Source organism: Paenibacillus sp. sptzw28 (assembly GCF_019550795.1).
Taxonomy (GTDB): Bacteria; Bacillota; Bacilli; order Paenibacillales; family Paenibacillaceae; genus Paenibacillus_Z.
On record NZ_CP080545.1, the window covers coordinates 2,271,269 to 2,294,873 of the forward strand.

22 protein-coding genes and 1 pseudogene are annotated in these 23,605 nt (G+C 48.8%); 16 read left to right on the plus strand and 7 right to left on the minus strand.

Annotated features, from left to right (window positions below; genetic code table 11):
* Positions 1-24: 24 nt before the first annotated feature.
* From KZ483_RS09995 to KZ483_RS10015, 5 genes are all read left to right on the plus strand, one after another.
* The gene (locus KZ483_RS09995) at positions 25-1,023 is read left to right on the plus strand and encodes a hypothetical protein (RefSeq protein WP_220352510.1); all 999 of its coding nucleotides are present in this window, start codon (positions 25-27) and stop codon (positions 1,021-1,023) included.
* Between the two features lie 49 nt (positions 1,024-1,072).
* Positions 1,073-1,984, plus strand: a complete 912-nt coding sequence (locus tag KZ483_RS10000) for a hypothetical protein (RefSeq protein WP_220352511.1) — start codon at positions 1,073-1,075, stop codon at positions 1,982-1,984.
* 236 nt (positions 1,985-2,220) lie between these two features.
* Positions 2,221-3,441 (plus strand): macrolide family glycosyltransferase, encoded by a 1,221-nt coding sequence (locus tag KZ483_RS10005; protein WP_220352513.1) that lies wholly within the window; start codon positions 2,221-2,223, stop codon positions 3,439-3,441.
* A gap of 239 nt (positions 3,442-3,680) precedes the next feature.
* Positions 3,681-4,508 carry a hypothetical protein gene (locus KZ483_RS10010; protein WP_220352514.1) on the plus strand — a complete coding sequence of 276 codons (828 nt, stop codon included), beginning with the start codon at positions 3,681-3,683 and terminating at the stop codon, positions 4,506-4,508.
* Positions 4,509-4,707: 199 nt separating this feature from the next.
* On the plus strand, positions 4,708-5,400 hold the full coding sequence (locus KZ483_RS10015; protein ID WP_220352515.1) for a YceI family protein: 693 nt from the start codon (positions 4,708-4,710) through the stop codon (positions 5,398-5,400).
* 115 nt (positions 5,401-5,515) lie between these two features.
* Here the strand turns inward: KZ483_RS10015 and KZ483_RS10020 are convergent.
* Both KZ483_RS10020 and KZ483_RS10025 read right to left on the minus strand, forming a co-directional pair.
* Positions 5,516-6,519 (minus strand): annotated as a pseudogene (locus tag KZ483_RS10020) (cytochrome P450).
* 176 nt (positions 6,520-6,695) lie between these two features.
* On the minus strand, positions 6,696-6,914 hold the full coding sequence (locus tag KZ483_RS10025; RefSeq protein ID WP_220352516.1) for a hypothetical protein: 219 nt from the start codon (positions 6,912-6,914) through the stop codon (positions 6,696-6,698).
* Between the two features lie 151 nt (positions 6,915-7,065).
* Between KZ483_RS10025 and KZ483_RS10030 the strand changes: the two genes are divergently transcribed.
* Positions 7,066-7,518 carry a GNAT family N-acetyltransferase gene (locus tag KZ483_RS10030; RefSeq protein WP_220353365.1) on the plus strand — a complete coding sequence of 151 codons (453 nt, stop codon included), beginning with the start codon at positions 7,066-7,068 and terminating at the stop codon, positions 7,516-7,518.
* A gap of 86 nt (positions 7,519-7,604) precedes the next feature.
* Here KZ483_RS10030 and KZ483_RS10035 read toward each other — a convergent pair whose 3' ends face one another.
* Positions 7,605-8,297: a metal-dependent hydrolase gene (locus KZ483_RS10035; RefSeq protein ID WP_220352517.1), complete on the minus strand. Its 693-nt coding sequence runs from the start codon at positions 8,295-8,297 to the stop codon at positions 7,605-7,607.
* A gap of 106 nt (positions 8,298-8,403) precedes the next feature.
* Positions 8,404-8,787: a VOC family protein gene (locus KZ483_RS10040; RefSeq protein WP_258881629.1), complete on the minus strand. Its 384-nt coding sequence runs from the start codon at positions 8,785-8,787 to the stop codon at positions 8,404-8,406.
* A 621-nt stretch (positions 8,788-9,408) separates the two neighbouring features.
* Between KZ483_RS10040 and KZ483_RS10045 the strand changes: the two genes are divergently transcribed.
* Both KZ483_RS10045 and KZ483_RS10050 read left to right on the plus strand, forming a co-directional pair.
* On the plus strand, positions 9,409-10,020 hold the full coding sequence (locus KZ483_RS10045) for a transglutaminase-like domain-containing protein (RefSeq protein ID WP_220352518.1): 612 nt from the start codon (positions 9,409-9,411) through the stop codon (positions 10,018-10,020).
* A gap of 49 nt (positions 10,021-10,069) precedes the next feature.
* The gene (locus KZ483_RS10050; RefSeq protein ID WP_220352519.1) at positions 10,070-10,918 is read left to right on the plus strand and encodes an alpha/beta hydrolase; all 849 of its coding nucleotides are present in this window, start codon (positions 10,070-10,072) and stop codon (positions 10,916-10,918) included.
* Positions 10,919-10,938: 20 nt separating this feature from the next.
* On the opposite strand, the gene KZ483_RS10055 is transcribed toward KZ483_RS10050, so the two are convergent.
* The 3 genes from KZ483_RS10055 to KZ483_RS10065 all read right to left on the minus strand — a co-directional run bounded on the left by KZ483_RS10055 (position 10,939) and on the right by KZ483_RS10065 (position 13,970).
* Positions 10,939-11,406, minus strand: a complete 468-nt coding sequence (locus KZ483_RS10055; protein ID WP_220352520.1) for a GNAT family N-acetyltransferase — start codon at positions 11,404-11,406, stop codon at positions 10,939-10,941.
* 96 nt (positions 11,407-11,502) lie between these two features.
* Positions 11,503-12,939, minus strand: a complete 1,437-nt coding sequence (locus tag KZ483_RS10060) for a glycosyl hydrolase family 28 protein (protein WP_220352521.1) — start codon at positions 12,937-12,939, stop codon at positions 11,503-11,505.
* 164 nt (positions 12,940-13,103) lie between these two features.
* Entirely contained in the window at positions 13,104-13,970 is an 867-nt protein-coding gene (locus KZ483_RS10065; RefSeq protein ID WP_220352522.1) for an AraC family transcriptional regulator, read from the minus strand.
* A 139-nt stretch (positions 13,971-14,109) separates the two neighbouring features.
* Between KZ483_RS10065 and KZ483_RS10070 the strand changes: the two genes are divergently transcribed.
* From KZ483_RS10070 to KZ483_RS10105, 8 genes are all read left to right on the plus strand, one after another.
* On the plus strand, positions 14,110-15,195 hold the full coding sequence (locus tag KZ483_RS10070) for a glycoside hydrolase family 88 protein (RefSeq protein WP_220353367.1): 1,086 nt from the start codon (positions 14,110-14,112) through the stop codon (positions 15,193-15,195).
* A gap of 136 nt (positions 15,196-15,331) precedes the next feature.
* Positions 15,332-15,997, plus strand: coding sequence for a bifunctional 2-keto-4-hydroxyglutarate aldolase/2-keto-3-deoxy-6-phosphogluconate aldolase (locus KZ483_RS10075; RefSeq protein WP_220352523.1), 666 nt, complete (start codon positions 15,332-15,334; stop codon positions 15,995-15,997).
* Positions 15,998-16,187: 190 nt separating this feature from the next.
* Entirely contained in the window at positions 16,188-17,639 is a 1,452-nt protein-coding gene (gene cls, locus KZ483_RS10080) for a cardiolipin synthase (protein ID WP_220352524.1), read from the plus strand.
* Positions 17,640-17,840: 201 nt separating this feature from the next.
* Entirely contained in the window at positions 17,841-19,568 is a 1,728-nt protein-coding gene (locus KZ483_RS10085; protein WP_220352525.1) for a peptide-binding protein, read from the plus strand.
* Positions 19,569-19,649: 81 nt separating this feature from the next.
* The gene (locus tag KZ483_RS10090; protein WP_220352526.1) at positions 19,650-20,621 is read left to right on the plus strand and encodes an ABC transporter permease; all 972 of its coding nucleotides are present in this window, start codon (positions 19,650-19,652) and stop codon (positions 20,619-20,621) included.
* Positions 20,618-21,601 (plus strand): ABC transporter permease, encoded by a 984-nt coding sequence (locus tag KZ483_RS10095; protein ID WP_220352527.1) that lies wholly within the window; start codon positions 20,618-20,620, stop codon positions 21,599-21,601. Before KZ483_RS10090 ends, KZ483_RS10095 begins: the two co-directional genes overlap by 4 nt.
* Positions 21,568-22,611, plus strand: coding sequence for an ABC transporter ATP-binding protein (locus KZ483_RS10100; protein WP_220352528.1), 1,044 nt, complete (start codon positions 21,568-21,570; stop codon positions 22,609-22,611). Before KZ483_RS10095 ends, KZ483_RS10100 begins: the two co-directional genes overlap by 34 nt.
* Positions 22,608-23,582: an ABC transporter ATP-binding protein gene (locus tag KZ483_RS10105; protein ID WP_220352529.1), complete on the plus strand. Its 975-nt coding sequence runs from the start codon at positions 22,608-22,610 to the stop codon at positions 23,580-23,582. Before KZ483_RS10100 ends, KZ483_RS10105 begins: the two co-directional genes overlap by 4 nt.
* Positions 23,583-23,605 lie beyond the last annotated feature (23 nt).

Consider the following 23,605-nt stretch of genomic DNA (forward strand, 5'->3'; position numbering starts at 1 on the left):
CTTGGATCATAGGAGGAAAAATATTTGTCAGCCGTCTATTTGGATCATATCGTAATGAAGCGTGAATCGAAATCGTTCACCGACAGTCTTTATGCCGTATTAACGGCAGCCGGCCTCTTTGAAGGTTCCAAATTCATGCTGTCGGGTCTTACAGGAATGGCTTTTAAATTTACCGTACATGAACGGCTGCTGCCGCTGTCGGTATCGGCATACGGCCAATGGGGCAGCGAGCATCAGCCGGCCGTGAATAATTTGGGCATACTCACAACGATTGACGGGGGGCGAACCCGGCACCCTACCTTCGGCTATTACCAAAAAGAAGCGGTAGAGTGGGTAAAGGACAGCCTGAACCGCGGGATCGGCGCTGTATATTGGATCCCGGAATTTGGTGTCATTAACGGGTATGATGATGCGGATCGCGTATTTTTTGTTCAGGACGGCTTGTCTTCGGAAAGCAAAGTCGTGCTGTATGACAATTTCGGTTTGAATTTTACGCCATTCTGGTACTGCCAAATATTTGGAGATAAGGTAGAGGTCGCGCCAGCGGACAGGATACTCGAATCGCTCAGGCTTGCTCTCGTCGATTGGGAAACGCCGCACAAAACGCTACCCGCGATCGATATCGCTTCGGGAAGACTTGCTTATACCTATTTGATTCGAGGCTTGAGGAAGGGAGATTATGACGAGTGGGGCGCGGTATATATCTTGGAGTCATACTTGTATGCCCGAACCGAAATCATGCAATATCTGCAAGCTGTTCAGGGAATTTGGAGAGAGCTGGACGAGGCGTATACCCTTTATGACCAACTCGTTCGCACGGTCTCGGGAATCAAGAACTGTCTGATAGAGGTTGAAGGGGTGAAGCGGGTAGACCGGATGCGCATTGTTCCTTTGGTCGAAATGCTGACAGCGGCCGAATCGTTCGAAGAACAAGCAGTACGTCAATTCCGGATCCTCTCCGGGCGGTATCCCGATCTGAAGCGAACTACGGTACCCAGGTGGGGCTTACATCAACCGCGATGAAGAAAGGAATGAATGAACGATGCGGGCTGTGATTTTGAACGATTTACGAATGACAAATGAATCCGAATCGTATATTGACGCGATGCACGGGATTTTATCGCATAAAGGATGGACCGACCGTTCCAAGCCGGTGCTCTCTGGAATGACTGTATCCGGCTTTCGATTCACCGTAAACCGCCGCTTAACAGCGGAATCGCCGACGGCTTACAATTGGATAGCGGAAAATTTTCTGGCGGCGGATTTTCTGGGAATCACGTCATCGCAGCAAGCCGGTTATCAGTTTGATGCTACATTTCCGCTATACCGGAAACAAGCTGTTTCCGACATTAAGAAATCGATTGACCGTGGTATTGGAGCTGTATTTTGGAAGGACAAATTTGTGATCGCGGCCGGGTATGACGATAATCTCGAGGTATTGTACTATACAGACGGATTGAGCGATGAGTATCTGAGGCTTTGCTACACCGATTTTGGCACTAATGTCTCACCCTATTGGTATTATCAGATCCTGGAAGACAAGATAGAATTGGACGAGCTGGAAATTTATAAGGAATCTCTCATACAAGCGGTCTATAAGTGGGAGCAGCATGACCTCATGCTGCCGGAAGCGGACTATGCTTGCGGGAGAGCTGCCTATGACGCAATCATACAAGCCCTTAAGACGGGCGACTATGACCCGGAAAATGCTGCGGGGGTCTTTCGATGCTATGCGGCGGCGAAGCGTGATATCGCTTTGTATACCGCCTTTCTGCAGACATTCTGGCCGCAAATCAATATTGCAGCCGCGCACTATGGCAGACTCGCGCAGATTTTCGGGCATCTGGTTGAAAGCAAGACACCCTCTGAGCAGATCGATTTATTCGTTGAAGCGCAGAGAACAGAGACGAATGCAGTTCAATCCATCAAAGCGCTGATGCGAGAAACTATTGAGAACCGGTTCAACGATATCTCGCTGCGATAATAAAAGGTTTACAACCTGATCTCGGATGACGTATGGATGAAATTTATTTATTACAAGCATGTTTACGTTTTACCATCTACGCTACGGGGTCAGTCCCGTAAGCCCCTTCTAGTAGATTAAGGCTCTTTTTATTATTGATTGGATTATCCGGGGGTCTGCGCTAAAAAGTTTCACAATTCTGACTTTGACCTTATTACCTAATCGGATTACCATATAATTGAAGGGAGTGAGTATTTATGGGAAAAGTGTTATTCATCAGCTTTCCTGCGGAGGGACATGTGAATCCGACGGTAGGCTTGGTGAAGGAGCTGACGAAAAAAGGAGAACAGGTAACGTATTATTGTGTGGAAAATTTCAGGGAACGAATGGAAGGAGCGGGAGCTGAAGTAAGGACGTACGATAATTTTATTAGTCAGGATTTGATCAATAAAGTGGGCGGCAGGGGACCCGACTCGAATATGGACCCTTTGGCCTTTATGGAGTTCTTGCTGCGGAAATCGGATGAACTGGTTAAATCGATTCTACCTGCCGTTCAGAACGAGAAATACGATTATGTTATCTATGACCATATGTGTATTGCAGGCTGGATGATAGCCGAAATTCTCAAGCTGCCGAAGATCTGCTCGTGCACCACTTTCGCTATTCACCCGGATGGGGATGATCCAATTAAAAAGATGTTTCAAACCGGGCCGCGCGAGGCGATAAACCTTAAAATTGAGGAATGGGTCCGGCTTATGAAATCCGAGTATGAATTGGACTTAACCTTTCTACTTAAGCCGGCGGGGGTATTCATCCACCCTGTCGATATGACCCTTGTATATACTTCGTCGTCCTTTCAACCGAATGCGGAGAAGTTTGACGACTCGTATCATTTCGTTGGCCCTTCTATTACGGACCGCAAAGGTGTTCCCGAGTTCTCAGCGCTGGATATCAAAGGAAGTAAAATCATTTATATCTCAATGGGTACGGTATTCAATCAGCTGAAGGAATACTATCAAATGTGTTTTGAAGCCTTTAAAGATTTCGACGCGGAAATTGTGATGTCCGTAGGAAAAAATACGGATTTGAGCGAGTTCTCAACCATCCCGGACAACTTTATTATTAAAAACTATGTGCCGCAACTGGAAGTACTCCAGATTGCCGACGTGTTTTTTACGCATGGAGGGATGAACAGCACGAGTGAAGGTCTTTATTTCGGTACGCCGCTGGCTGTCATTCCTGTCTCTGCCGATCAGCCCTTGATAGCCCGAAGGGTAGCCGAGCTGAAGGCCGGGATTGCTTTGAATCTCGATGAAGTTTCTCCGGCCCTTCTACGCGAAACGGCACAAAAGCTGTTAACAGATCCTTCGTATAAGGAACACGCCGAGGAGATAGGCGCATCCTTCCGCAAGGCAGGAGGAGCACCTAAAGCCGCGGACGTGATTTTGGAGTGGAGTCATGCTCTTTTTCAAGCCTAAACTAAATTCCTATAAACCTACCGGTTACCTGCTAAAGCATGTCTTTAGCCTGTGGCCGGTAGTTTCATTTTGAGGCCGGAAGTCAGCCCATTTCAAATGACGTCCAGAAAGTTGTTGTAATACATAGCCCAAACATTCAGCAAACACTCAGCCGCCGCTTAGGTTCGTTTAAGGTCGCGATGCCATACTGAATCTTGTAAGAAACGAAAACAAAAATGAGATTCAGGGAGGAAACTAACATGAACAAAACGGTAAAAACAATCGGCATAACGGCGGCTCTTGCGGTGATGATCCCGCTTAGCGCTTATGCGGCGACAAACGCGGCCACGAGTACGACAACAAGTACGGCAGCAAGCACGACCCTGGCGGCCAACGCTGCAGTGAATCCCGTAGGCGAACGCGGTTTTGGACTCGGCGGCAGAGGCGGCTTCGTCAGTCAGGAAGTGCTCGATCTGCTCAAGCTTGATCAAGCGGCTCTGAAAGAGAAGCTGGCGGCCGGTAAGACACTTGCGGCAGTCGCTGATGAACAGGGTGTTACCCGTGACCAGTTGAAACAAGCGCTGACAAAGGCATTCGATGCAAAGCAGGCCGCTGAGAAGACGCAGTTCACGACTAACCTTGACAGCATGATCGATTCGAACAAACTGGATAAAGCGGGCTTCAAGGGCGGATTCGGCGCTGTTTCCAACCTTGCTGATGTGGCCAAACTGTTCAGCATGACCGAGACGGAGCTGAATAATTCGCTGGCCGGAGGCAAAACGCTCGCGGCGATCGCCACCGAGAAGGGCGTCGATACACAAAAGGTCATTGATTTGGTGAAAACTGGAATTGATGCGCAAATCAAACAGGCAGTGACGGACGGCAAGCTCACGCAGGCACAGGCAGACACCAAAATCGCAAATTCTGCAACAATGGCCCAGAATATCGTAAACGGTACCGGATTCGGCGGCGGTCATCGCGGCGGACACCGCGGCGGATTTGGCGGATGGGGACCAGCACCTCAAGCCGACCAAGCGCCAGCCGCAACAGATTCTACCGGCAGCACGCAAAGCGGATCGCAAGCTTAATGCTTCGAATCAATTCAGCAGCCAATAACGATATGGAAGAGCCGGCTTACAGCCGGAATGGGGGCACCCAGCAATGGGTGCTCTTCTCCCGAACTTTATGTCACTTTTTTTTTGTTCATTATCACTACACTTTGTAGTGTTCAAGTAATGTGAAATACGCTATTATATTTAAAAAACCATTAAGAGAGGATGAATGTCTATGAAACGAAAGCTGGCGGCCTTATCTGCGGGGGTATTGGTAATATTGGGAGGAGGAGCTTATCTGGCATACGACTATTATGCCGGCAATCATGTTGCGATTCAGGAGGTGATCCCGGCGGATGCGCCCGTGGAAGCAGCTGCAAGCCCGGTAGATGCGGAGCAGCTGAATGGTGATTGGAGCCTTGCCCCGGATTCCAAGGTTTACTTCTCGGTGACAACCTCCAAGGAAACCGTTAACTTTGAAGGAAGCTCCGTAAAGGGTAAATGGCAGCTGGATACATCCGATTCGGCAAAGATGAGCGCGGAAGCGGTACTGGATGTAAATACGCTGCAATCGGGCAACTCGCAGAGGGATGGCCATGTTAAAGGAACCAGATTTCTGGATGCAGAGCAGTTTCCAGAAGCGAAATTCACAGTAAAAACATTCGAGAATTTGCCCGGTGAGTGGAAAGAGGGCGAGCAGGTTGCTTTTAAGATGACGGGTACGCTTACTGTAAAAGGTGTCTCGAAGGATGTGACCTTTGATAGCAAGGCAGTGTACAATCAAGGCGTTATCAGCATGGAGGGCAGCTCGGTCGTCACTTTCAATGATTTTGGCATGGAGAATCCCCACACCGTCCTGCTTGATACCCAAAATAATATTACGGTTGAGCTTAGGCTCATTCTGGAGAAGGCCTCTGATTCCGTCTAGAATTCTCGAATTCCGCCCGTATGCTCTGACTCATAAAGAAGAGGAGCGTCTCCGCGGCTGCCGCAAAGCGCTTCCCCTTTATAACAAACGATCCAACGTGTCTACTCGTGATCTATCATTTCGAAACGGTAACAGGATATGATTTTACGCCGAACACGAACGGACTTTGAATCGGCTGAAGCGGTTCATAGCCGGTACGGGCTATATGTCCGAACCGTTCGAGAAGCAGGTTAAGCGCAATCTTTGCTTCCAAGCGTGCGAGCGGCGCACCGAGGCAGAAATGGATTCCGAAGCCGAAGCTCAGATGAGGATTCGGTTTCCGGTTTGGATTGAATGTATCGGGGTCCTCGAATTTCTTACCGTCGCGGTTAGCCGAAGCGAGCCAGTTCACGATCTGTGAACCGGATTTAATCAGTTGACCGCCTAGCTGAACATCGTTGACGGCAACCCTGCCGATGGCCTGAATGGGCGGATAATAGCGCAATACTTCCTCGATAGCGGCAGGCATGAGTTCCGGCTGCTTGCGCAGTAGTTCCTGCATTTCCGGCTTCTCGGTCATATAACGAACGGCATTCGTTATCAGATTGGTTGTAGTTTCATTACCGGCCACAAGCAGCAGGACGCAAAAGCTGAGAAGATCCTCTTCAGTCAGCTTCTGGCCTTCGATTTCCGCACCCAGCAGCAGGGAGATCAGGTCTTCTTCCGGCTTCCTCCGGCGTTCCTCAAGAATACCAGTGAAATAGCCGCGAAGCTTGTGCGCCGCTTCTTGGCGCTCGGCTATTGAGGTCTGAATTGCAGCAGGCGAGTTTCTATCGCTTTCGGTGTAAAGGCTTCGTTTATCAGATTGCGCATCTGGGTATGTTTAGGCGGATCCATGATCAGCAGGTTCTCCTTGTCGGAGATCGATCTCTTCGATGAGAAGATTGCGGGATTTTTGAGAATGTAATGGACGTCCTCATAGCTGAAAATGTCCCAGCAGTCCCTGTCTTCATCGTAGCGGATCGGCGTGCTTTCCCGGAGCCTGCTGAAAACCTCAAACGGATTGACGGCAGTTTCGGGCGAATCGATTTCTGTCATTGGGATAATTGTATAATTTCGCTTGTTCTCCCGCTGTTCCATGCTATCTCTCCTCTACTCAGCAATTATGACCGTTAGTACAAAATCGTACTATACCCATCATAAATAGCTGAATTGGAAGTGCAAATCTCATACATAAAATGAATCCAGGGTCCTAGACTGGGCATTATGCATCATGGAATACCCATACACATATAAGCAGCAATACGGGACCCCGTTCACCTTTTGCTAAAGGGGACGGGGCGGTTTCGTTTTAATGACCGGCGGATCAATAAGGGACCGACCATGCTCCCGGCAGTGGCAGCGATAACTGAATGGAAGGGCAGCTTCAAAGCGTAATAAAGAACCGTTCCGCCTATAATATCGATGACTACGAACTTTTTGATCTCGGATAAAGGAATTACCACAAAAACAAATGCACACTGCCTATTTTCCATTAAAATGGCCCCCTGTCTGCAAATACACTCTTCATTCTATTTACAAGCTTAGTTGTCCAATTCACAAAATTGGGATTATATAAAAGGGGATATGGTAAAATGTCCAAAGGGTTTATTGATTAACAGATTTCGTACAGAAGAGGAGAAAAACATGGAAGTACGGAGGCTACAATCAAATGAAATACCGCCGATGAATTTGCTTTTATTAGCTGATCCATCCGAGGCGCTTATTGCTGAATATTTACAAAGAGGACAATGCTTTGTTGCCCAAATGAACGATCAGTTGATTGGTGTTTATGTGCTGCTCCCGACTAGACCCGGGACCATCGAATTAGTAAACGTTGCAGTTGATGAGAACCATCAGGGGCAAGGGGTTGGCAAAAAGCTGGTTAAACATGCGATTGAACAGGCAAAAGCATTTGGTTATTTAACGATTGAAATCGGGACTGGAAACTCGGGTGTTGGACAGCTCGCTTTGTATCAAAAATGCGGATTTCGAATTACCGGAGTTGACAGGGACTTCTTCATCAGGCACTATACAGAGGAAATTTACGAGAACGGGATTCAAGTCAGGGATATGGTCCGCCTGTCACAAGATTTATAAGTTTATCCAATATGTGAAACGAGCTCTGCCCCAACTTGTCGAATCAGTGATGCGGAGGAGCATGACAGCTCCCCCGCAACTCAAATCTAGCCGAGCTCTATACTTTCCCCAGGCGCAATTACCCGGCCATTTATTCCGCGTTCTTCCAGTTTCTGTACAAAGGCTTCGGCATCCTGCCGAATCACAGGGAAGCTGTTGTAATGAATCGGAATTACCAATTTGGCATTATACCATTCCGCTGCCTGGACCGCGTCCTCGGGTCCCATTGTATAGTTATCTCCGATCGGTATAAAAGCAACGTCGAATTTATACCGGTCACCTATCATTTTCATATCCCCGAATAGGCCGGTATCACCTGGGTGTAGGATCGTTAGACCCTCTGATTGGATGATATAACCAGCAGGCATTCCCCCATAGAGGATTCGTTGTTCTTCTGCGAGCACGATTCCCGAGCTGTGAAAGGCTTGGACCATTTTTGCCTTCGCGAATCCCAGATCTACCGTGCCGCCAATGTTCATTTCAATTGTTTTGACGCCTTTCCATGACATGTACGCTGCGAGCTCGGGGTTCGCAACGACGGGAGCATCATTAGCTTTGGCAATCGGCTCCGCATCCAGAATATGATCCATATGGGCATGAGTTAAAAGGACATAGTCTGTCTTAATATCCTCCGGCTTTGTGACAGCCAATTGGTTGCCCCGCAAGAACGGGTCGATCACGAGAGACTTGTTCCGGGCGATGATTTGCAAACAAGAGTGTCCGTGGTAAATGATCTCCATTAATGTTCCTCCTGGTCGTCATTTGGTTTGAGGTACTGTCTTTATAATCTAACATTTTAACAATACGGTCAAACTGCCTTACCGTGCATTGAAAGAAGACGTCATTCTAGCCTCCAAAGGCAATGCGGTATCCGTTGATATCGCGAATGGTAAATTCACTCCACGAATCTCCCCAATTAGGCCCGTTTACGATTTCAACGCCTGCGGCCTGAAATTCCTCATACAGCGTTCTTATTCCTTCAGCATAACAGAAAACATCGAAATACAAACCGCCTTCAACCGATGAAGAAGGTTTGACGTCGTCTGCGTTCTTCGCGGGATGGGGGATAAAGGTGACTTGTCCCCTCTGCATGTGCGTATGCCCGCCGATTACCTCCTTTGTAAATCCCAGCGCCTCGTAATAGTCTATCGATTGCTGTAAATCTGGAACGAGTAGAACCGTTGATGATCCTTTAAGGTCTTTTTGCATGTCCGTTGATTGTTCGTTCATTTCAATTTGCCTCCATAGATTGGTTTCACCAGATTATGACGGATTTAAGCAGAATCTGATAAAATGACAATCCAGATGTATTCGGTAAGCCATTTGAATAATCCTGCATCGTAAGAATACGAAACCTGCTTCATTGAAAATATGGGGGTGCTGTGTGAAACTTGAAGATTATAAGGGACACGTATATAAATTGAAGTGAACATAACCCAATAACTGGAGGTACCAATTTATGCAAAATAGATCGCGAGCTTGTGCTGCAATAATTAGAGGAAATCAAATCCTTATGGTATTCCATGAAGATGGGAATGCCGGCTTTTGGACACTTCCCGGGGGAGGAGTGGCAATTACAGTCACGGGTCGGAGTACTGTTTCTTAGTGCATGTTGATTTTATGCAAAAACCCCTTTTAGGTGAAGATCCTGAACTTGTGCCGGGCAGGCAAATATTAAAAGGATCGGATGGTTCCCTCTTGAACAAATGGTAGATGATATACAGGTATCTCTAGTGATGAAGAACTTACAGTGATGAACAGTCTCGATCAATTTTTTAGTTGAATAAAAATGCAATATAACGCATAATTATAACTAACGGAGATTCAAGGAGTAAGAAAAGGAGCACAAAGATGAACTTTATATGCGAATCTAATACATTAGATGATTATCTTGCAGAAACCGAAGAAATCGATTACAGTGACCCGTCCATTCAAGAGAAAGCAGTCGAACTTTACAGCATATCATTAACCGAAATGGACTTTATAAGAAATACCTTTGAATTCGTCCGTGACCGCATCTCTCATTCCTGGGATATCCAAAGCTCCCGGGTTACTTGCAAAGCCTCGGAAGTGATTTTTTTCCAAGAAGGCATATGCTATGCAAAGTCGAACCTGCTCGCTGCATTGCTTAGAAGTAAAGGGATTCCAGCAGGTTTCTGCTATCAGCGGCTGACACTCGGGGATACGCCGGAAACCGGATATTGTATTCATGCATTAAATGCGCTGTACATAAAATCAATCGATAGATGGGTTCGGTTGGATGCGCGGGGAAACAAGAATGGGGTCGATGCACAATTTTCAGTGGACCGTGAGAAACTGGCCTTCCCTGTAAGGGACTACTATGGCGAAATTGATTACCCCGTTATATACGCGAAGCCGAATGCCGAGACAATTGCAGTATTGAAAGGCAGCGATGATTGTAAACAGATGTATCTTCACGGATTGCCTGCGGATTTGATCTGACGAGCCCGTTATTCGTACTTAAAAAATGTTATACATTGAGGTGAACCCAATGAATAATCTGTTAAAAACCGCATTGAAGGATATTCAATACGGCCCGCATCACCTTAATTTTCTCGATCTATGGCTCACCTCAACAGAGGAGCCATCGCCTCTTGTCGTATGGTTTCACGGCGGTGGTTTTTGGTACGGCGACAAAGCGGAAGAGATGCCCGATCCGCAGCTTTTCTTGGACGCAGGCATTTCGCTTGCATCAGTCAATTACCGATTATGCCCGGAAGCGGCATTTCCCGAACCGATGCTTGACGGTGCCAGAGCGATACAGTTTTTAAAACATCATGCGCAAGGTTGGAATATCAATCCCGGGAAGATTGCTGCGGCGGGTAATTCGGCAGGAGGTCATATAGCACTCTGGCTTGCTTTCCATAATGACTTGGCCGATCCGGCAAGCCTGGATCCCATTTCGTGGCAATCGACCCGCATAGCTGCGGTTGGCGGCGAAGATGCACAAACAATACTCGATCCCAGAGCGCTTAGAAAAATGTTCGGACGGGTCCGCGAAAATTTCGCGATTGATTTTTTCGGTTTTACTTCCGGGGAGATCGATTCGCCCAGAGCCTACGGCATCTACGAGGAAGCTTCGCCAATTAATCACGCGAGTGACAATGCGCCTCCCGCATTCCTCATTTATAATGGAGATATGGCCCAGATCACGCAGGATATGGATTGGTCGCTCGTCATCCACCACCCTCTCTTCGGCGAATGCTTGAGACAAAAGCTTGATTCGCTTGGAATTGAATGCAAGACCCGTTATAAGGGGGACTCGAAGGGGCTGACCGCCGCTGAATACCGGGATGAAATGATACAATTTTTTGCGCGGCATTTTGGGATGCAGGATTGAGCTTGTGATTAAACTCCAGCTTATTTCGACATTAACTTAAATTCCGTTCCATTGTTCTCGAATGATGTTATCAGTTTAAAGCCGATATTCGTGTAAAGAGTGATCGCCCTTTGGTTAAAGGCGGCGACGCTCAAACGAAAAATGTCCGGCTTGTATTTTACTGCAGCGAATTCGAGCCCTGTTTTCAATAACAACATCCCCATACCTTGGCCGGTAAGATCCGGTCTCATACCAAGACCAATATCCAGAATGCCATCCCCGCCATATAGTCCCGCTTCTCGAGCAGCAGGTACCTGAGCGCTCTGACCAAAGCAAAAGAATCCGATCAGATCATTGCTGATTCCATTTTTCACCGAAAAATAAGATCCGCCCATCAACTCATTGACGGCATCCGGGCTCTCTTCCAAATCGTAAAACGAATATTCACCCTCGTATTTCCATTTGCAGATTTCCAACGCTTCGTTTAACCTCAGTGGATTTAAATGCATTGTCTGCAGCCTCCCTTGCGGAGCGTAAATAAACAGCAGTCCGAAGCTTGTGATTTCAAGCTCTGGACTGCTCTTATCCCTTCAATCCGAGCCTGGTTATTCCAGCCGGAAAGAAATGTCCTCTGTAAACGAATTAATATCAAGATTCCCTGATTCTGCGTCCAAAATCTGTTGACCGTTAATCCGAAGATTGACAAACGTCACGCCGTCAACGATATGGTCGGCATCGTAGCCGTGAATGCGGGAAGGATTGGTATTGGCGCCGTTATAATCAATGTTATGAAACCGGACATTTTCCACCCGTTTGCCTGGCGCCGGATTGTAATCCTTGTTCCAAACGACGCGGACATCAAGCAGCTGACCCAGCTCGAACGCTTCAACCCTGATGTTGTCGTAGGTGACATTCCTAACGATGTTCTTGTCGCCGGCATTAATGGCCATAGCGCCCCAATAATTGGGCTGTGGTTCATGATGTTCGAGAATATCGATGTTTTCGAACCGTATATTCTCTATAACATCGCCATCCTTGTGATAGTCGCCGTGTGTTCCGATCATAAGGGCGTGAGCGACGTCCGCCCAGAACACCGAGTTCTTCACTGTGATATTGCGGGCATCGCCGACAAAGTCCCAGCGCGTCCCATATATGGCGATGCTGTCGTCGGAGGTCCGCAGGAAAACATCATCGATTTCGATATCCGAGCACGCCATCATGTCGATACCATCCGACCAGCCGCGGGTGCTGAACGACTTGAAGTTGCGGATTCGGACATTTTGCGATTTCCCGAGATAGATGCTGTAGTGGGGAGGATCGATCGTCGTGATGCCTTCAACGCTGATGCCCGTGGAGAATACGATCCTCACCCCGCGAAAGGCGGAGAAACGGTGGAAATCGGACAGATATAATATCCCTCTGCCGCGGATGTTCACGTCGTGTACGTTCTCACAGACGAGCGATCCGACAACTACAGCGCCTCCGGCTATATAGACGGTCTTTCCGGATGGAATACGCAGTACAGTCTCCTCCAGATAATGCATTCCCGGAGCAAAATAAAGGACATCCGGGATGCCGCCGCCAGGTGTGAGAGGTGAGGCGGCAAGCCTCAATATGTCCTCGGTCCGGTGAATCGCCGGCTTTAGGACAAGCACATTCGGATCCTCCGGCGTCGGAGGGCTTTCCTCAATCGGATTAGCGAACAGGTGCAAATTATGAAACCGTTCGCCGTTTATTTCAATTGCCAGCTTACGGGGACGATCGAGTGTGAACGAGACTGTTGTTCCTTTGACAACCGGCATAATTTCGAATGACAAGGGCCGGATAACTGCGTTTTCCACATTCAAGCCGCACATAATTTCAACTTCGACATTCTCATCCATATCGAATGCCGCCATCGACGCCTCGCGGACATTATGCATGTCAACCTTTACCTTGTAGATGAATAAATCTTTCCACTGACCTCCAACGGGACGGACCCGAACGGAAAAGTCGCCGCTTCCGACCGCTCCGGACGGGGCATCGTATATCTTGACTGTCATTTCTGAACCTCCCGGTAATTATGAACCTTGTCTTCACCTAACTAGATTAGCCTAAATAATGGTTACGGTCGATATGAAATAATGTTTTCTTCATTGAATAATAATGCTGTCCGACTTTAAAAATTAACGATCGCATTAATATTTGCTTCTTGCATCATAAACGATTAACTGTTGTTCCTGTATTTGAGCGGTGTGGCTCCGACCACTTTCTTGAACAGCTGGATGAAATAAGACACGTTCGGCAAGCCGACCTCAAAGCCGACCCGCTCAACCGGCATATCGGTCGTTTGCAGAAGCCGGCAAGCCTGCTTGATTCTTCTGGCCTGCAGATACTCCGTGATGCTGCTTCCGGTTTCCTGACGGAAAACGCGCGAGACGTAAAATTTCGATAAATGCAGCTCGTCGGCCAGCTGGTCCAAATCGAACGCTTCGGCATAATGCGCTTCGAGCCACTTCATAATCGTTTCCGAATACTTGAACGGTCTGTGTTCGTTACCCGGCATATCCGGACCTTGTCCCTCGGGACAAGCGGCCTGTATATAGGTTAACAGCTGCAAGATAAGAAGCGAGATCTCTTCCTGGGAATCGCCCCTCCCGCGCGTTCTGGCTTTCTCGTACATGTCGCAGACGTTAGCCGCAAACTTCAAGTTTTCGGCTAAATCATATGCCCGTTCGTGAGTTCGTCCCTGCCACAATAGGTTGAAAAAGCTGTGGCGGTTCGGGTATGCCCGAAGATTGTACTCCATGAGGACAGGATCAAAATGCATAAGAGTCCGCTCATAAGGCGTATCCGGACTTACATTCGCATAAATTTTGTGCAGCTCGAAGGGCTGGAAGAAGAACAGCATACCGTCCTTAAGCTCGTAGGTGTTCTGATTCACTATGACGGTTCCCTGTCCTTCATGAATAAGCAATATTTCGCAGCATTGATGCCAGTGGTAAAATCCTTCGAAATTACCGGTTGACCTGGTTCTGTTTCCCCACAGCAAAGGCTTTCCATCGAAATATACAGGTTCGAAAAGCAGGTCCATGTTTCCTCCATTAAAGACAATGTAACAACATTTTAACATATTCGGGCGCAACTTTTTCGACGAATATGCATGTATAATCGAATCAAAAATAAGGAAACATGGAGGACTAACCGTGGATACTGCTTATAAAACCGAACTGATGAAACGCCTGGAATCGAAAGTCGATCGAATGATCGGCCAAATTGGGGATAAATGCCCTCATTTTGCAGGTAAGGACGGCGTTTACGATAATATCGGCACGGATTGGTGGACGACCGGTTTTTTGCCGGGTATTCTTTGGGTGATGTACGACATGACGGGCAAAGAGCATTACAAAGAGGCTGCCTGGCATTGGGATGAAGTGCTTGAGGAATGGTTCGTGAAACCGACCGTCGAGCTGCATCATGATGTCGGCTTCCAGTTTCTTTCCACTGCCGTAATTAAACATATGGTAACCGGAGATGAGGACGGGCTGCGCAGAGGTCTCGAAGCGGCTAATTTTCTGGCTGCGCGTTTCAATCCGGTCGGCAGCTTTATCCGTGCATGGAACGAAGATAAACACGGTTGGGCGATTATCGACTGCATGCTGAACATTTCGCTGCTGTTCTGGGCAAGCCGGGTAACCGGGGATCCAAGGTACAAACATATTGCGGTCCGCCATGCGGATACCACATTGAAATATGCAATCCGTGAAGACGGGTCCGTCAATCATATTATCTCGTTCGATCCGGAAACCGGCGAATTTATTGAAGCGTTCGGCGGTCAGGGCTACTCTGCCACCTCTGCTTGGAGCCGGGGAACCGCATGGGCGCTCCACGGATTTGCCAATGCTTATCGAAACACGGGCGACATCCGGTACTTGAGTGTTTCCAAGCGCATCGCCCATTTCTTCCTCGCATCTCTTCCGGAGGACAGTGTGCCTTATTGGGATTTCCGTGTCGAGTCATTGGACGGGGAACCAAGAGACAGCTCGGCTGCAGCCATCGCCGCTTCCGGCTTGATCGAGATCGCCGCCGCTGTGCCGTCAGGTGAAGCCCGCTTATATGCCGGAGCCGCAGAACGCATCCTTCTGTCGCTTACAGAGAACTATGGTACATGGGATAAGCCTGAGCACGAGGCGATTCTAGTCGGAGGAACCGGTAATAAGCCTGCGAACAGTTTTATCGACGGCTCCCTCATCTACGGCGATTATTATTACGTTGAAGCCATTGCAAAGCTGAATGGTTGGAAGAACCGCATATATTAGAAGCAGGCCAATGCCCTTGCCGACTGAAGGCAGGGGTTTTTTGTTTGCGGATTGCCCGGTACTCGCTCATCGGCTATGATATAGAACAGAGATTCATTCATCATTAATAGAGTTGAAAGAAAAAGGAGCGGGAAATATGAAGAAGATAAAACTGCTGCAGCGCATTTCTACGGAAGGTGTGGTTGCCGTGCTTAGAGGCGAATCACCTGAAGAAGTAGTTGAGATGGCCAAGCAGTGTATCGAGGGCGGAATCAAGGTTATCGAAGTGACGATGACAGTCCCTTTTGCACTACGGGCGATCGAGAGGCTGGCCGCTTCGTATTCCAGCGATACGGAGGACCCTTCGAAATTTGCGATCATCGGCGTTGGCACGGCGCTCGATCCGGAGACGGCCCGGGCCGCGATACTTAGCGGAGCAGAATTTGTCGTCGGACCGTCGCTTAATCCGGCAACCGTTACATTGTGCAACAGGTACAGCATTCCTGTTATGCCGGGCGTAATGACGGTTAAAGAAATCCAGGAGGCGCTGGAGCTTGGTGTCGACATCGTCAAGCTGTTCCCTGGCAACCTGTATTCCCCATCCATGATCAAGGCGATTAAAGGACCCGTTCCGCAGGCAAATATCATGCCTACCGGCGGCGTCACGCTGGAAAACCTCGGTGAATGGATTAAGGCGGGTGCGGTTGCAGTAGGCATCGGCTCGGACCTTACAACTGAAGCCGTGAAGACGGGTAATTTCGACCTGATCGCGGCACGCTCGGCCAAATACGTCGAGGCATACAAAGCTGCCAGGCTCAAATAGGCTGAGAAGAATTCTTGGATTTAGAAATGAACACTCGGCTCGGGGTTAATAACGATAAAGGGCAGGCGCACAGAAGGCTTGCCTTTTGTCGTTTTTGCGGCAGAAACATTGTTGACTGGAGTGGAATTCGGTATTTTGGTAAATAATACATCTTTATGTACCGATGAAGACCTGAGGTGAACATAGGCATATGACCATACTTCTCCATTTGAATACAACGGTAACTATTCTAAACATCGTACTGGCCATCACGGTCATATTTCTCGAGAGACGCAACGTCGGCGTAACTTGGGCATGGCTTATGGTGCTGCTGTTTCTGCCGGTGGTCGGTTTTGTGCTTTATCTGATATTCGGGCAAAATTTAAGCAAACAAAAATTGTATAAGATAAAAAGACGCAACAGGGAAATGATAGCGGCTCTTATTGAAAACCAGCGCAGGGATTTCCGGCAAAATCATATATCGTTCAACGATGCGGCGATTGCGGATTACCGGGATATGATTTATATGAACTTAACGAGCGGCTTTGCGCTTTATTCTCAGGATAATACCGTCGATATCTTTACGAATGGAAACGACAAATTCGATTCTCTGTTTAAAGACATCGAACAGGCGACGGATTCGATTCATCTGATGTATTATATCGTGGAAAACGACAATCTGGGGAAAAAACTGGTCGAGACGCTCGCCCGGAAAGCCGGGGAGGGGGTCCAGGTCCGGTTCCTGTATGACGATATTGGAAGTCACAAGCTGCCGAAGCGTTTTTGTGATTCCATTAAGGAAGCGGGCGGCTATGTCGCAGCTTTCTTCCCATCGAGAATTCCTTATCTGAACTATCGGGTCAATTACCGCAACCACCGGAAGCTGGCCATTATAGACGGGAAAATCGGGTATATAGGCGGCTTCAACGTAGGGGACGAATATTTGGGGCTGAACCGGCGTTTCGGGTACTGGCGTGATTCTCATTTGCGAATAACCGGAAGCGCCGTTCAGCAAATGCAGGCACAGTTTTTACTGGACTGGAATTTGGCATCATCGAATCAGATTGACGGGGCAAACGAACGGAGCTTTTTTCCGACTATCGAGGGCACCGGCAATGTCGGTATCCAGATCGTATCCAGCGGTCCTAATCACGAGCTGGAGCAAATCAAGAACGCCTTTATAAAGATGGTGAACTCGGCTAAAGAATCGATCTGCATCCAGACCCCCTATTTCATCCCGGACGAAAGTTTGTTGGGTGCTTTGAAGATGGCGGTGCTGTCCGGCGTCGAGGTGCGAATGATGATCCCGAGCAAGCCGGATCACAAAATGGTGTACTTGGCTTCCTTTTCCTACTTGGGCGATTTAATGGAAGAGGGAATGAAATGCTACCTTTATGAAAAGGGCTTTCTGCATGCGAAGACCATCGTCGTAGATGGTAAGGTCGCTTCGGTAGGGACGGCAAATGTGGACATAAGGAGCTTCAAGCTCAATTTTGAGGTAAATGCGGTGCTTTATGATACGGCCACGGCAGCTCGGCTTAAACGTATTTTCGAAGAAGATATGCAGCACTGCACCGAGTTGACATATGAGGCCTATAAGGCGAGATCCATGCTGCAGCGTTTCAAAGAATCGTGCACCAGACTACTTTCTCCGATATTATAGACCGTTACATATTATGAGGGCGCGGACCCTTTGAGGTGGTCAGCGCTTTTTTTACTATGAAATCTTTCAAGACTTTGACAGAGATATTTTAAAGATTTTATAAAATTCAGATAATTATATTTTTTTAATCCGGCAAAAAGTGGTACAATTGGGTTTGATCTTATTTACATATTCATTACATATAAAGAGGAGGAGTGCAAAATGGGAAATACTAAAAAATGGATATCACCAATGCTCATCGTGCTGCTTATCGGGGTCTTACTGGTTGGGTGTACGAATTCCGGTAAAACGACCGAAACCACAGAGCCGGGAACTACAACGACCAAGCCTGAAACAGGCACGACGCCAACCGAGACAGCATCGGATCAACCGAAGGACGGTGGAACTCTTACATTTAGCAGCTTCTCCGATATCGTAACGGTAAATCCGCTGTTTCTCCAGGATACCGCTTCAGGCGACGCTGCGAATTTCCTGTTTGCAAACCTGTATGACCTTGACCGGCAAGGCAATGTAACTGTCGAGCCTTGGTCGCTAGCGGCCGAGATGCCGCAAATTTCCGAGGACAGCAAAACGTATACCGTTAAATTGAAAACAACGCCAAAATGGAGTGACGGGCAGCCCGTTACGGCCGACGACGTGGTCTTTACGTATGATTCGATACGCAATAAGGATGTCGGTTCCCCTGGAATCAGCTCATTTGACAAGGTGGAAAAAATCGAGAAAATTGACGATCATACCGTTCAGTTCAAGCTGAAGCAGGTGTATGCGCCTTTTCAATATTCACTCTTCTCTCCGCTTGTCCCTTATCACATTCTTAAAGATGTCAAACCTAAAGACCTGCAAAACGATGCCTACGGCAAGGATCCTGCGAAAACCGTTACAAACGGCCCGTGGAAATGGACCGAGTGGAAGCAGAAGCAGTATCTGACCTTCGATGCGGATCCGAGTTATTGGGGACAAAAGCCGCATATTCAGAAAGTAGTTTATAAAATCTATGCCGACCAGAATACCGAGGTTCAGGCGCTTATGAAAGGAGACGTCGACCTCACGCAAGCGATTCCGGTCACCCAGGTGGACGCGGTGAAGAAGAAGGACGGCTTAAACGTTATTTTGGAGCCGGGACCGCAGTACGAGTATATGGCCTTCAACTTCGATCCGAAGAACTTCAAGGATAAGGCAACCCCATTCACCGGGGAGAAGACGAGGCAAGCGATCGCATATGCGCTTAACCGCCAAGGCATGGTCGACAACATTCTTAAAGGAACCGGCAAGTTGATGAACGCGCCGTTCCTGCCTGGAAGCTGGGCGGACCCAGGAGATGCGGCGGTTAACTATAATTACGATGCGGAAAAAGCAAAGCAGCTTCTGGCGGAAGACGGATGGAAAGCCGGTTCCGACGGTATATTGGAGAAGGACGGACACCGCTTCTCCTTCGAGCTGCAGTATAATTCGGGCAACAGCCGCCGCGAACAGGTGGCTTCGGTCATTCAGTCCAACTTGAAGGATGTCGGAATCGAAGTGACGCCCAAAGGAATCGATTTCTCGTCTTGGGTCGACCAGAATCTGAATCCGGGTAAATTCCAGGCCATTCTATTGTCTTGGTCGCTCTCTAACCCGGATCCCGATGCGGAGAGCATATTCTCCTCCAAATACTTCCCTCCTAACGGGCAGAACATGGGATGGTACAAGAACGAAACCTTGGATAAGTTGTGGGTGGAAGGATACTCGACCACAGATCAAACTAAACGGAAAGAAATTTACAAACAAATAGGCAAGGAAATTTCGACTAATCTGCCTTATGTTTTTTTATACCAATACGGACTTCCGGAAGGCATTAGCACTAAAATACATTATAAGGAAGATGACAGGCCCGAACCTTCACTGGCCTATGGATACTTCTTCCATATTATTAACTGGTGGGTAGAGTAATCGGATACTACTAGAAAAAAACCAATTTTAAGGGGAGGGATCTTCGGATCCTTTCCCTTAAATGGTTAGGGAGGACAAGCGATGACCGAGTATCTTATCCGCCGTATTCTTCAATCCGTATTGGTGCTGTTCCTTATTACGCTCCTTACGTTTGCACTTATCCATGCGGCGCCTGGCGGCCCTACGCAAATTTTTCTGTCTCCGGGTTTATCGCCGGAAGCGGCTAAGGTGCAGGCGCACAATCTTGGTCTTGACCGGCCGGTCCCGATTCAATATATCAACTGGCTTGGCGATCTATTGAGAGGAGATTTGGGCTACACGTTCAAGAACCATATTCCGGTAGGGGAAATCTTATGGCCTACGGTAGGCAATACGATTGTTCTCATGGGGGTATCCTGGTTCCTTTCCTTAATGATCGCCATACCTTGGGGAATCTACAACAGTACTAGAGAATACGGCTTATCCGACCAGACCGCATCTCTTATTTCATACATCGGGTTTGCTATGCCGGTCTTTTGGTTCGGCATTATTTTACAGGAGCTTTTCGCGTTGAAGCTGGACCTTCTGCCACTATCCGATATGTGGACAATGGGGAAAGAAGGGAATATCGGGGATCTGATTTATCATCTAATCCTTCCTGTTACCGTGCTTACGCTCGGATTTCTCGCCGCATATGTGAAATATTCGCGTTCAAGTATGCTTGAGGTGCTCGAACAGGATTATATCCGCACCGCCCGGGCCAAAGGGGTCCGCGAGAATAAGGTCATATTCCATCATGCTCTGCGGAATGCGCTTATTCCGATTATTACGATTCTCGGCTTGGATCTGCCGATCCTGGTAGCAGGAGCGGCGCTTACGGAAAATGTCTTTAACTGGCCGGGAATGGGACGGCTATTTGTGGAAATGGCGGTGGCCCGTGAGTATTCGGTGCTTATGGCCATTACCATGATTACGGCGGTTATGGTCATCGTCGGGAATCTGTTAGCTGATATTCTTTATGCATTAGTCGATCCGCGCGTACAGCTGGGGCGAAAAGGAGGGGTATCGGCATGAGTGATTTAAAGCTGCAAGAATCCCGAATCGAAAGTCCTGCTGACATTCTTGCTATGAGTCCCGAAGGACCATGGAGAACGGTATGGAAGAAGTTCCGCCGTAATCCTTATGCCATGGGCGGGCTTATCGTCCTGCTTATATTTATAGTAGCGGCTGTATTTGCATGGTGCGCAACGGTATTTTCTTGGAAAGTTATGTACGACCCGACCAAGATTGATCTGATGAGCGCGAACCTGCCGGCTGGGACGGGAAATCATTTGCTGGGAACGGACGAGCTCGGAAGAGATATTTTCGCGCGGCTGTTATCGAGCAGTCAGGTATCGCTCCTGATCGGCTTCACTGTGGCGATCGTGGCGGTCGTGATCGGGACGTTGATCGGCGCGGTCTCGGGGTATTTTGGAGGCTGGGTCGATACCATTCTCATGCGACTTGTCGATGTCATGAACTCGGTTCCGCTACTGTTTCTTAACATTCTGATCCTGGCGATTTTTGGCTCCAAGTTCAGCTATATGATCTTGATTCTTGCCTTCACCGGCTGGATGAGCGTTGCCCGACTTGTGCGCGGAACTTTCCTGCAGCTTAGGGAAATGCAGTATGTGGAGGCCGCCAAAGCGATTGGGGTCTCAAGCTGGGGGATCATATTCAGGCATCTTCTGCGCAATGCAAGCTTTCCGATCATTGTTAACGCCACATTGATGGTAGGCGGCGCGATCCTCAGCGAATCCGCGCTTTCTTATCTCGGATTAGGCATACAAGCACCGCAGACGAGCTGGGGCCTTATGCTCAGCAATGCGCAGGAATTTATGCTGATCGATCCTCTCCAGGCGCTTTATCCCGGTTCATGCATACTGATTGTAGTTCTGGCCGTAAACTTTATAGGCGACGGCATTCGGGATGCTTTGGACCCGCGTAAGAAGATAACGATTTCCCGGAGGAGGCTGGACCAATGGCGGAAAGACTACTCGAAATCCGGAACTTAACAGCCGGCTTCGTCACGGAGGATGGGATCGTCAAAGCGACCGACCGGGTAACGGTCTCCCTGGAGAAAGGTCAGACTCTGTGCCTTGTCGGCGAATCCGGAAGCGGTAAGAGCGTAACGTCTCTTTCGGTTATGCGGCTGATCGACTATGCCGGGGGAATGATTCTTGACGGCAGCATCGTGTTTCAAGGGGAAGATCTGGCCCTTAAGAACCAGGAAGAAATGAAACGCATCCGCGGCAATAAAATAGCAATGATATTTCAAGATCCGATGTCCGCCCTGAACCCTGTGTTTACGGTTGGCGAGCAGATCGCGGAAAGCGTGAGGCTGCATCAGAATGTGAACAACGAAGAAGCCTGGATGAAAGCGATTGAGATGCTGCACTTGGTCGGTATACCTGCCCCGGAAATACGTGCCAGGCAGTATCCCCATGAGATGTCGGGGGGCATGTGTCAGCGCGTGGTCATCGCGATTGCGCTGGCATGCAGTCCGGAGCTTCTCATTGCCGACGAACCGACGACTGCGCTTGATGTTACCGTTCAGGCCCAAATATTGGACCTTCTGCAGCGTTTAAAGCGAGAGCTGGGCATGTCCATTCTGCTTATCACGCATGATATGGGGGTTGCCGCGGGGATGGCAGACCGAATTGCGATCATGTATGCAGGAACCATTGTCGAGGAGGGAACGGTCGAGGAGATATTTGATCAGCCGATGCACCCTTATACGAGGGGGCTTCTGCAGTCCATTCCCGGCTTGGAAGGGGAACGCGGGGGAGAATTGTACACGATTCAAGGAAATATTCCAAGCATCAAGCATTTGCCGTCGGGATGCAGATTCCATCCCCGATGTCCGAATGCCTTCGAGAGGTGCGTGCATGAGGAACCCGCCTTAGTCGAACTTAGACCTGATCATCAGGGAGCTTGCTGGCTGTACGAGGAGGCCGCTCCGGTGGGTAAACGGGAAAGAGGAAGCATGGCATACGTTAGCGGAACAGGGGTGAAGCGTAAATGACCGGAGAGCAGCTTGTCGAAATTCATCATGTGAAGAAGTATTTTCCTATTAGAACAGGGCTGCTTAATCGCGTCGTAGGCCATGTGAAGGCGGTAGACGATGTTTCCTTCAGTATCACCAAAGGGGAAACGTTCGGCTTGGTCGGGGAATCCGGCTGCGGGAAGTCAACGCTTGGAAGAGTGATGCTCCGGCTGCATAATGCAACCGGAGGGAATATCTTTTTTGAGGGACGGAACATACAGGAGTTAAAGGCACAGGAGCTCCGCGGCTTGCGGCAGGAGATGCAGATTATCTTTCAGGATCCCTTCGGTTCCTTGAATCCGCGCTTTCTTGTTCGGGATATCATCGGGGAACCGCTTCGTATCCACCGGCACATATCTGCGAAGGAACTGGATAATCGGGTCGTTGAACTGATGGAGCTTGTAGGCTTGGACGCCACCAGGCGCAACCGTTACCCTCATGAGTTCTCCGGAGGGCAGCGTCAACGCATAGGCATCGCCCGTGCAATCGCATTGAACCCCAAGTTTATCGTGGCCGATGAGGCGGTATCGGCACTTGATGTATCCGTCCAATCGCAGGTTTTGAATCTTCTTGTGAAGCTGCAGAAGGAGCTCGGTTTAACTTACCTCTTCATTGCACACGGCTTAAATGTGGTGCGGCATATTTCCGACCGCGTCGGCGTCATGTATCTGGGCAAGCTGGTGGAGGTCGCGCGCACCGAAGAATTGTTTGCCCGGCCCCTGCATCATTATACGGCAGCGCTGCTGTCGGCAATTCCCAGGCCGACGCCTCACCATAAACGGGAGAGGATCATCCTGCAGGGGGATGTTCCGTCCCCTGCCAACCCGCCTTCAGGCTGCCGTTTCCACCCCCGGTGTCCGGCCGCTCAAGAACGCTGCCGGCGGGAGGAACCCATTCTGCAGGAGGCGGGAGAGGACAGGCAGGTGGCCTGCCATTTTCCTATAGATTGAGAATTACATAAGAAGCACCGGCC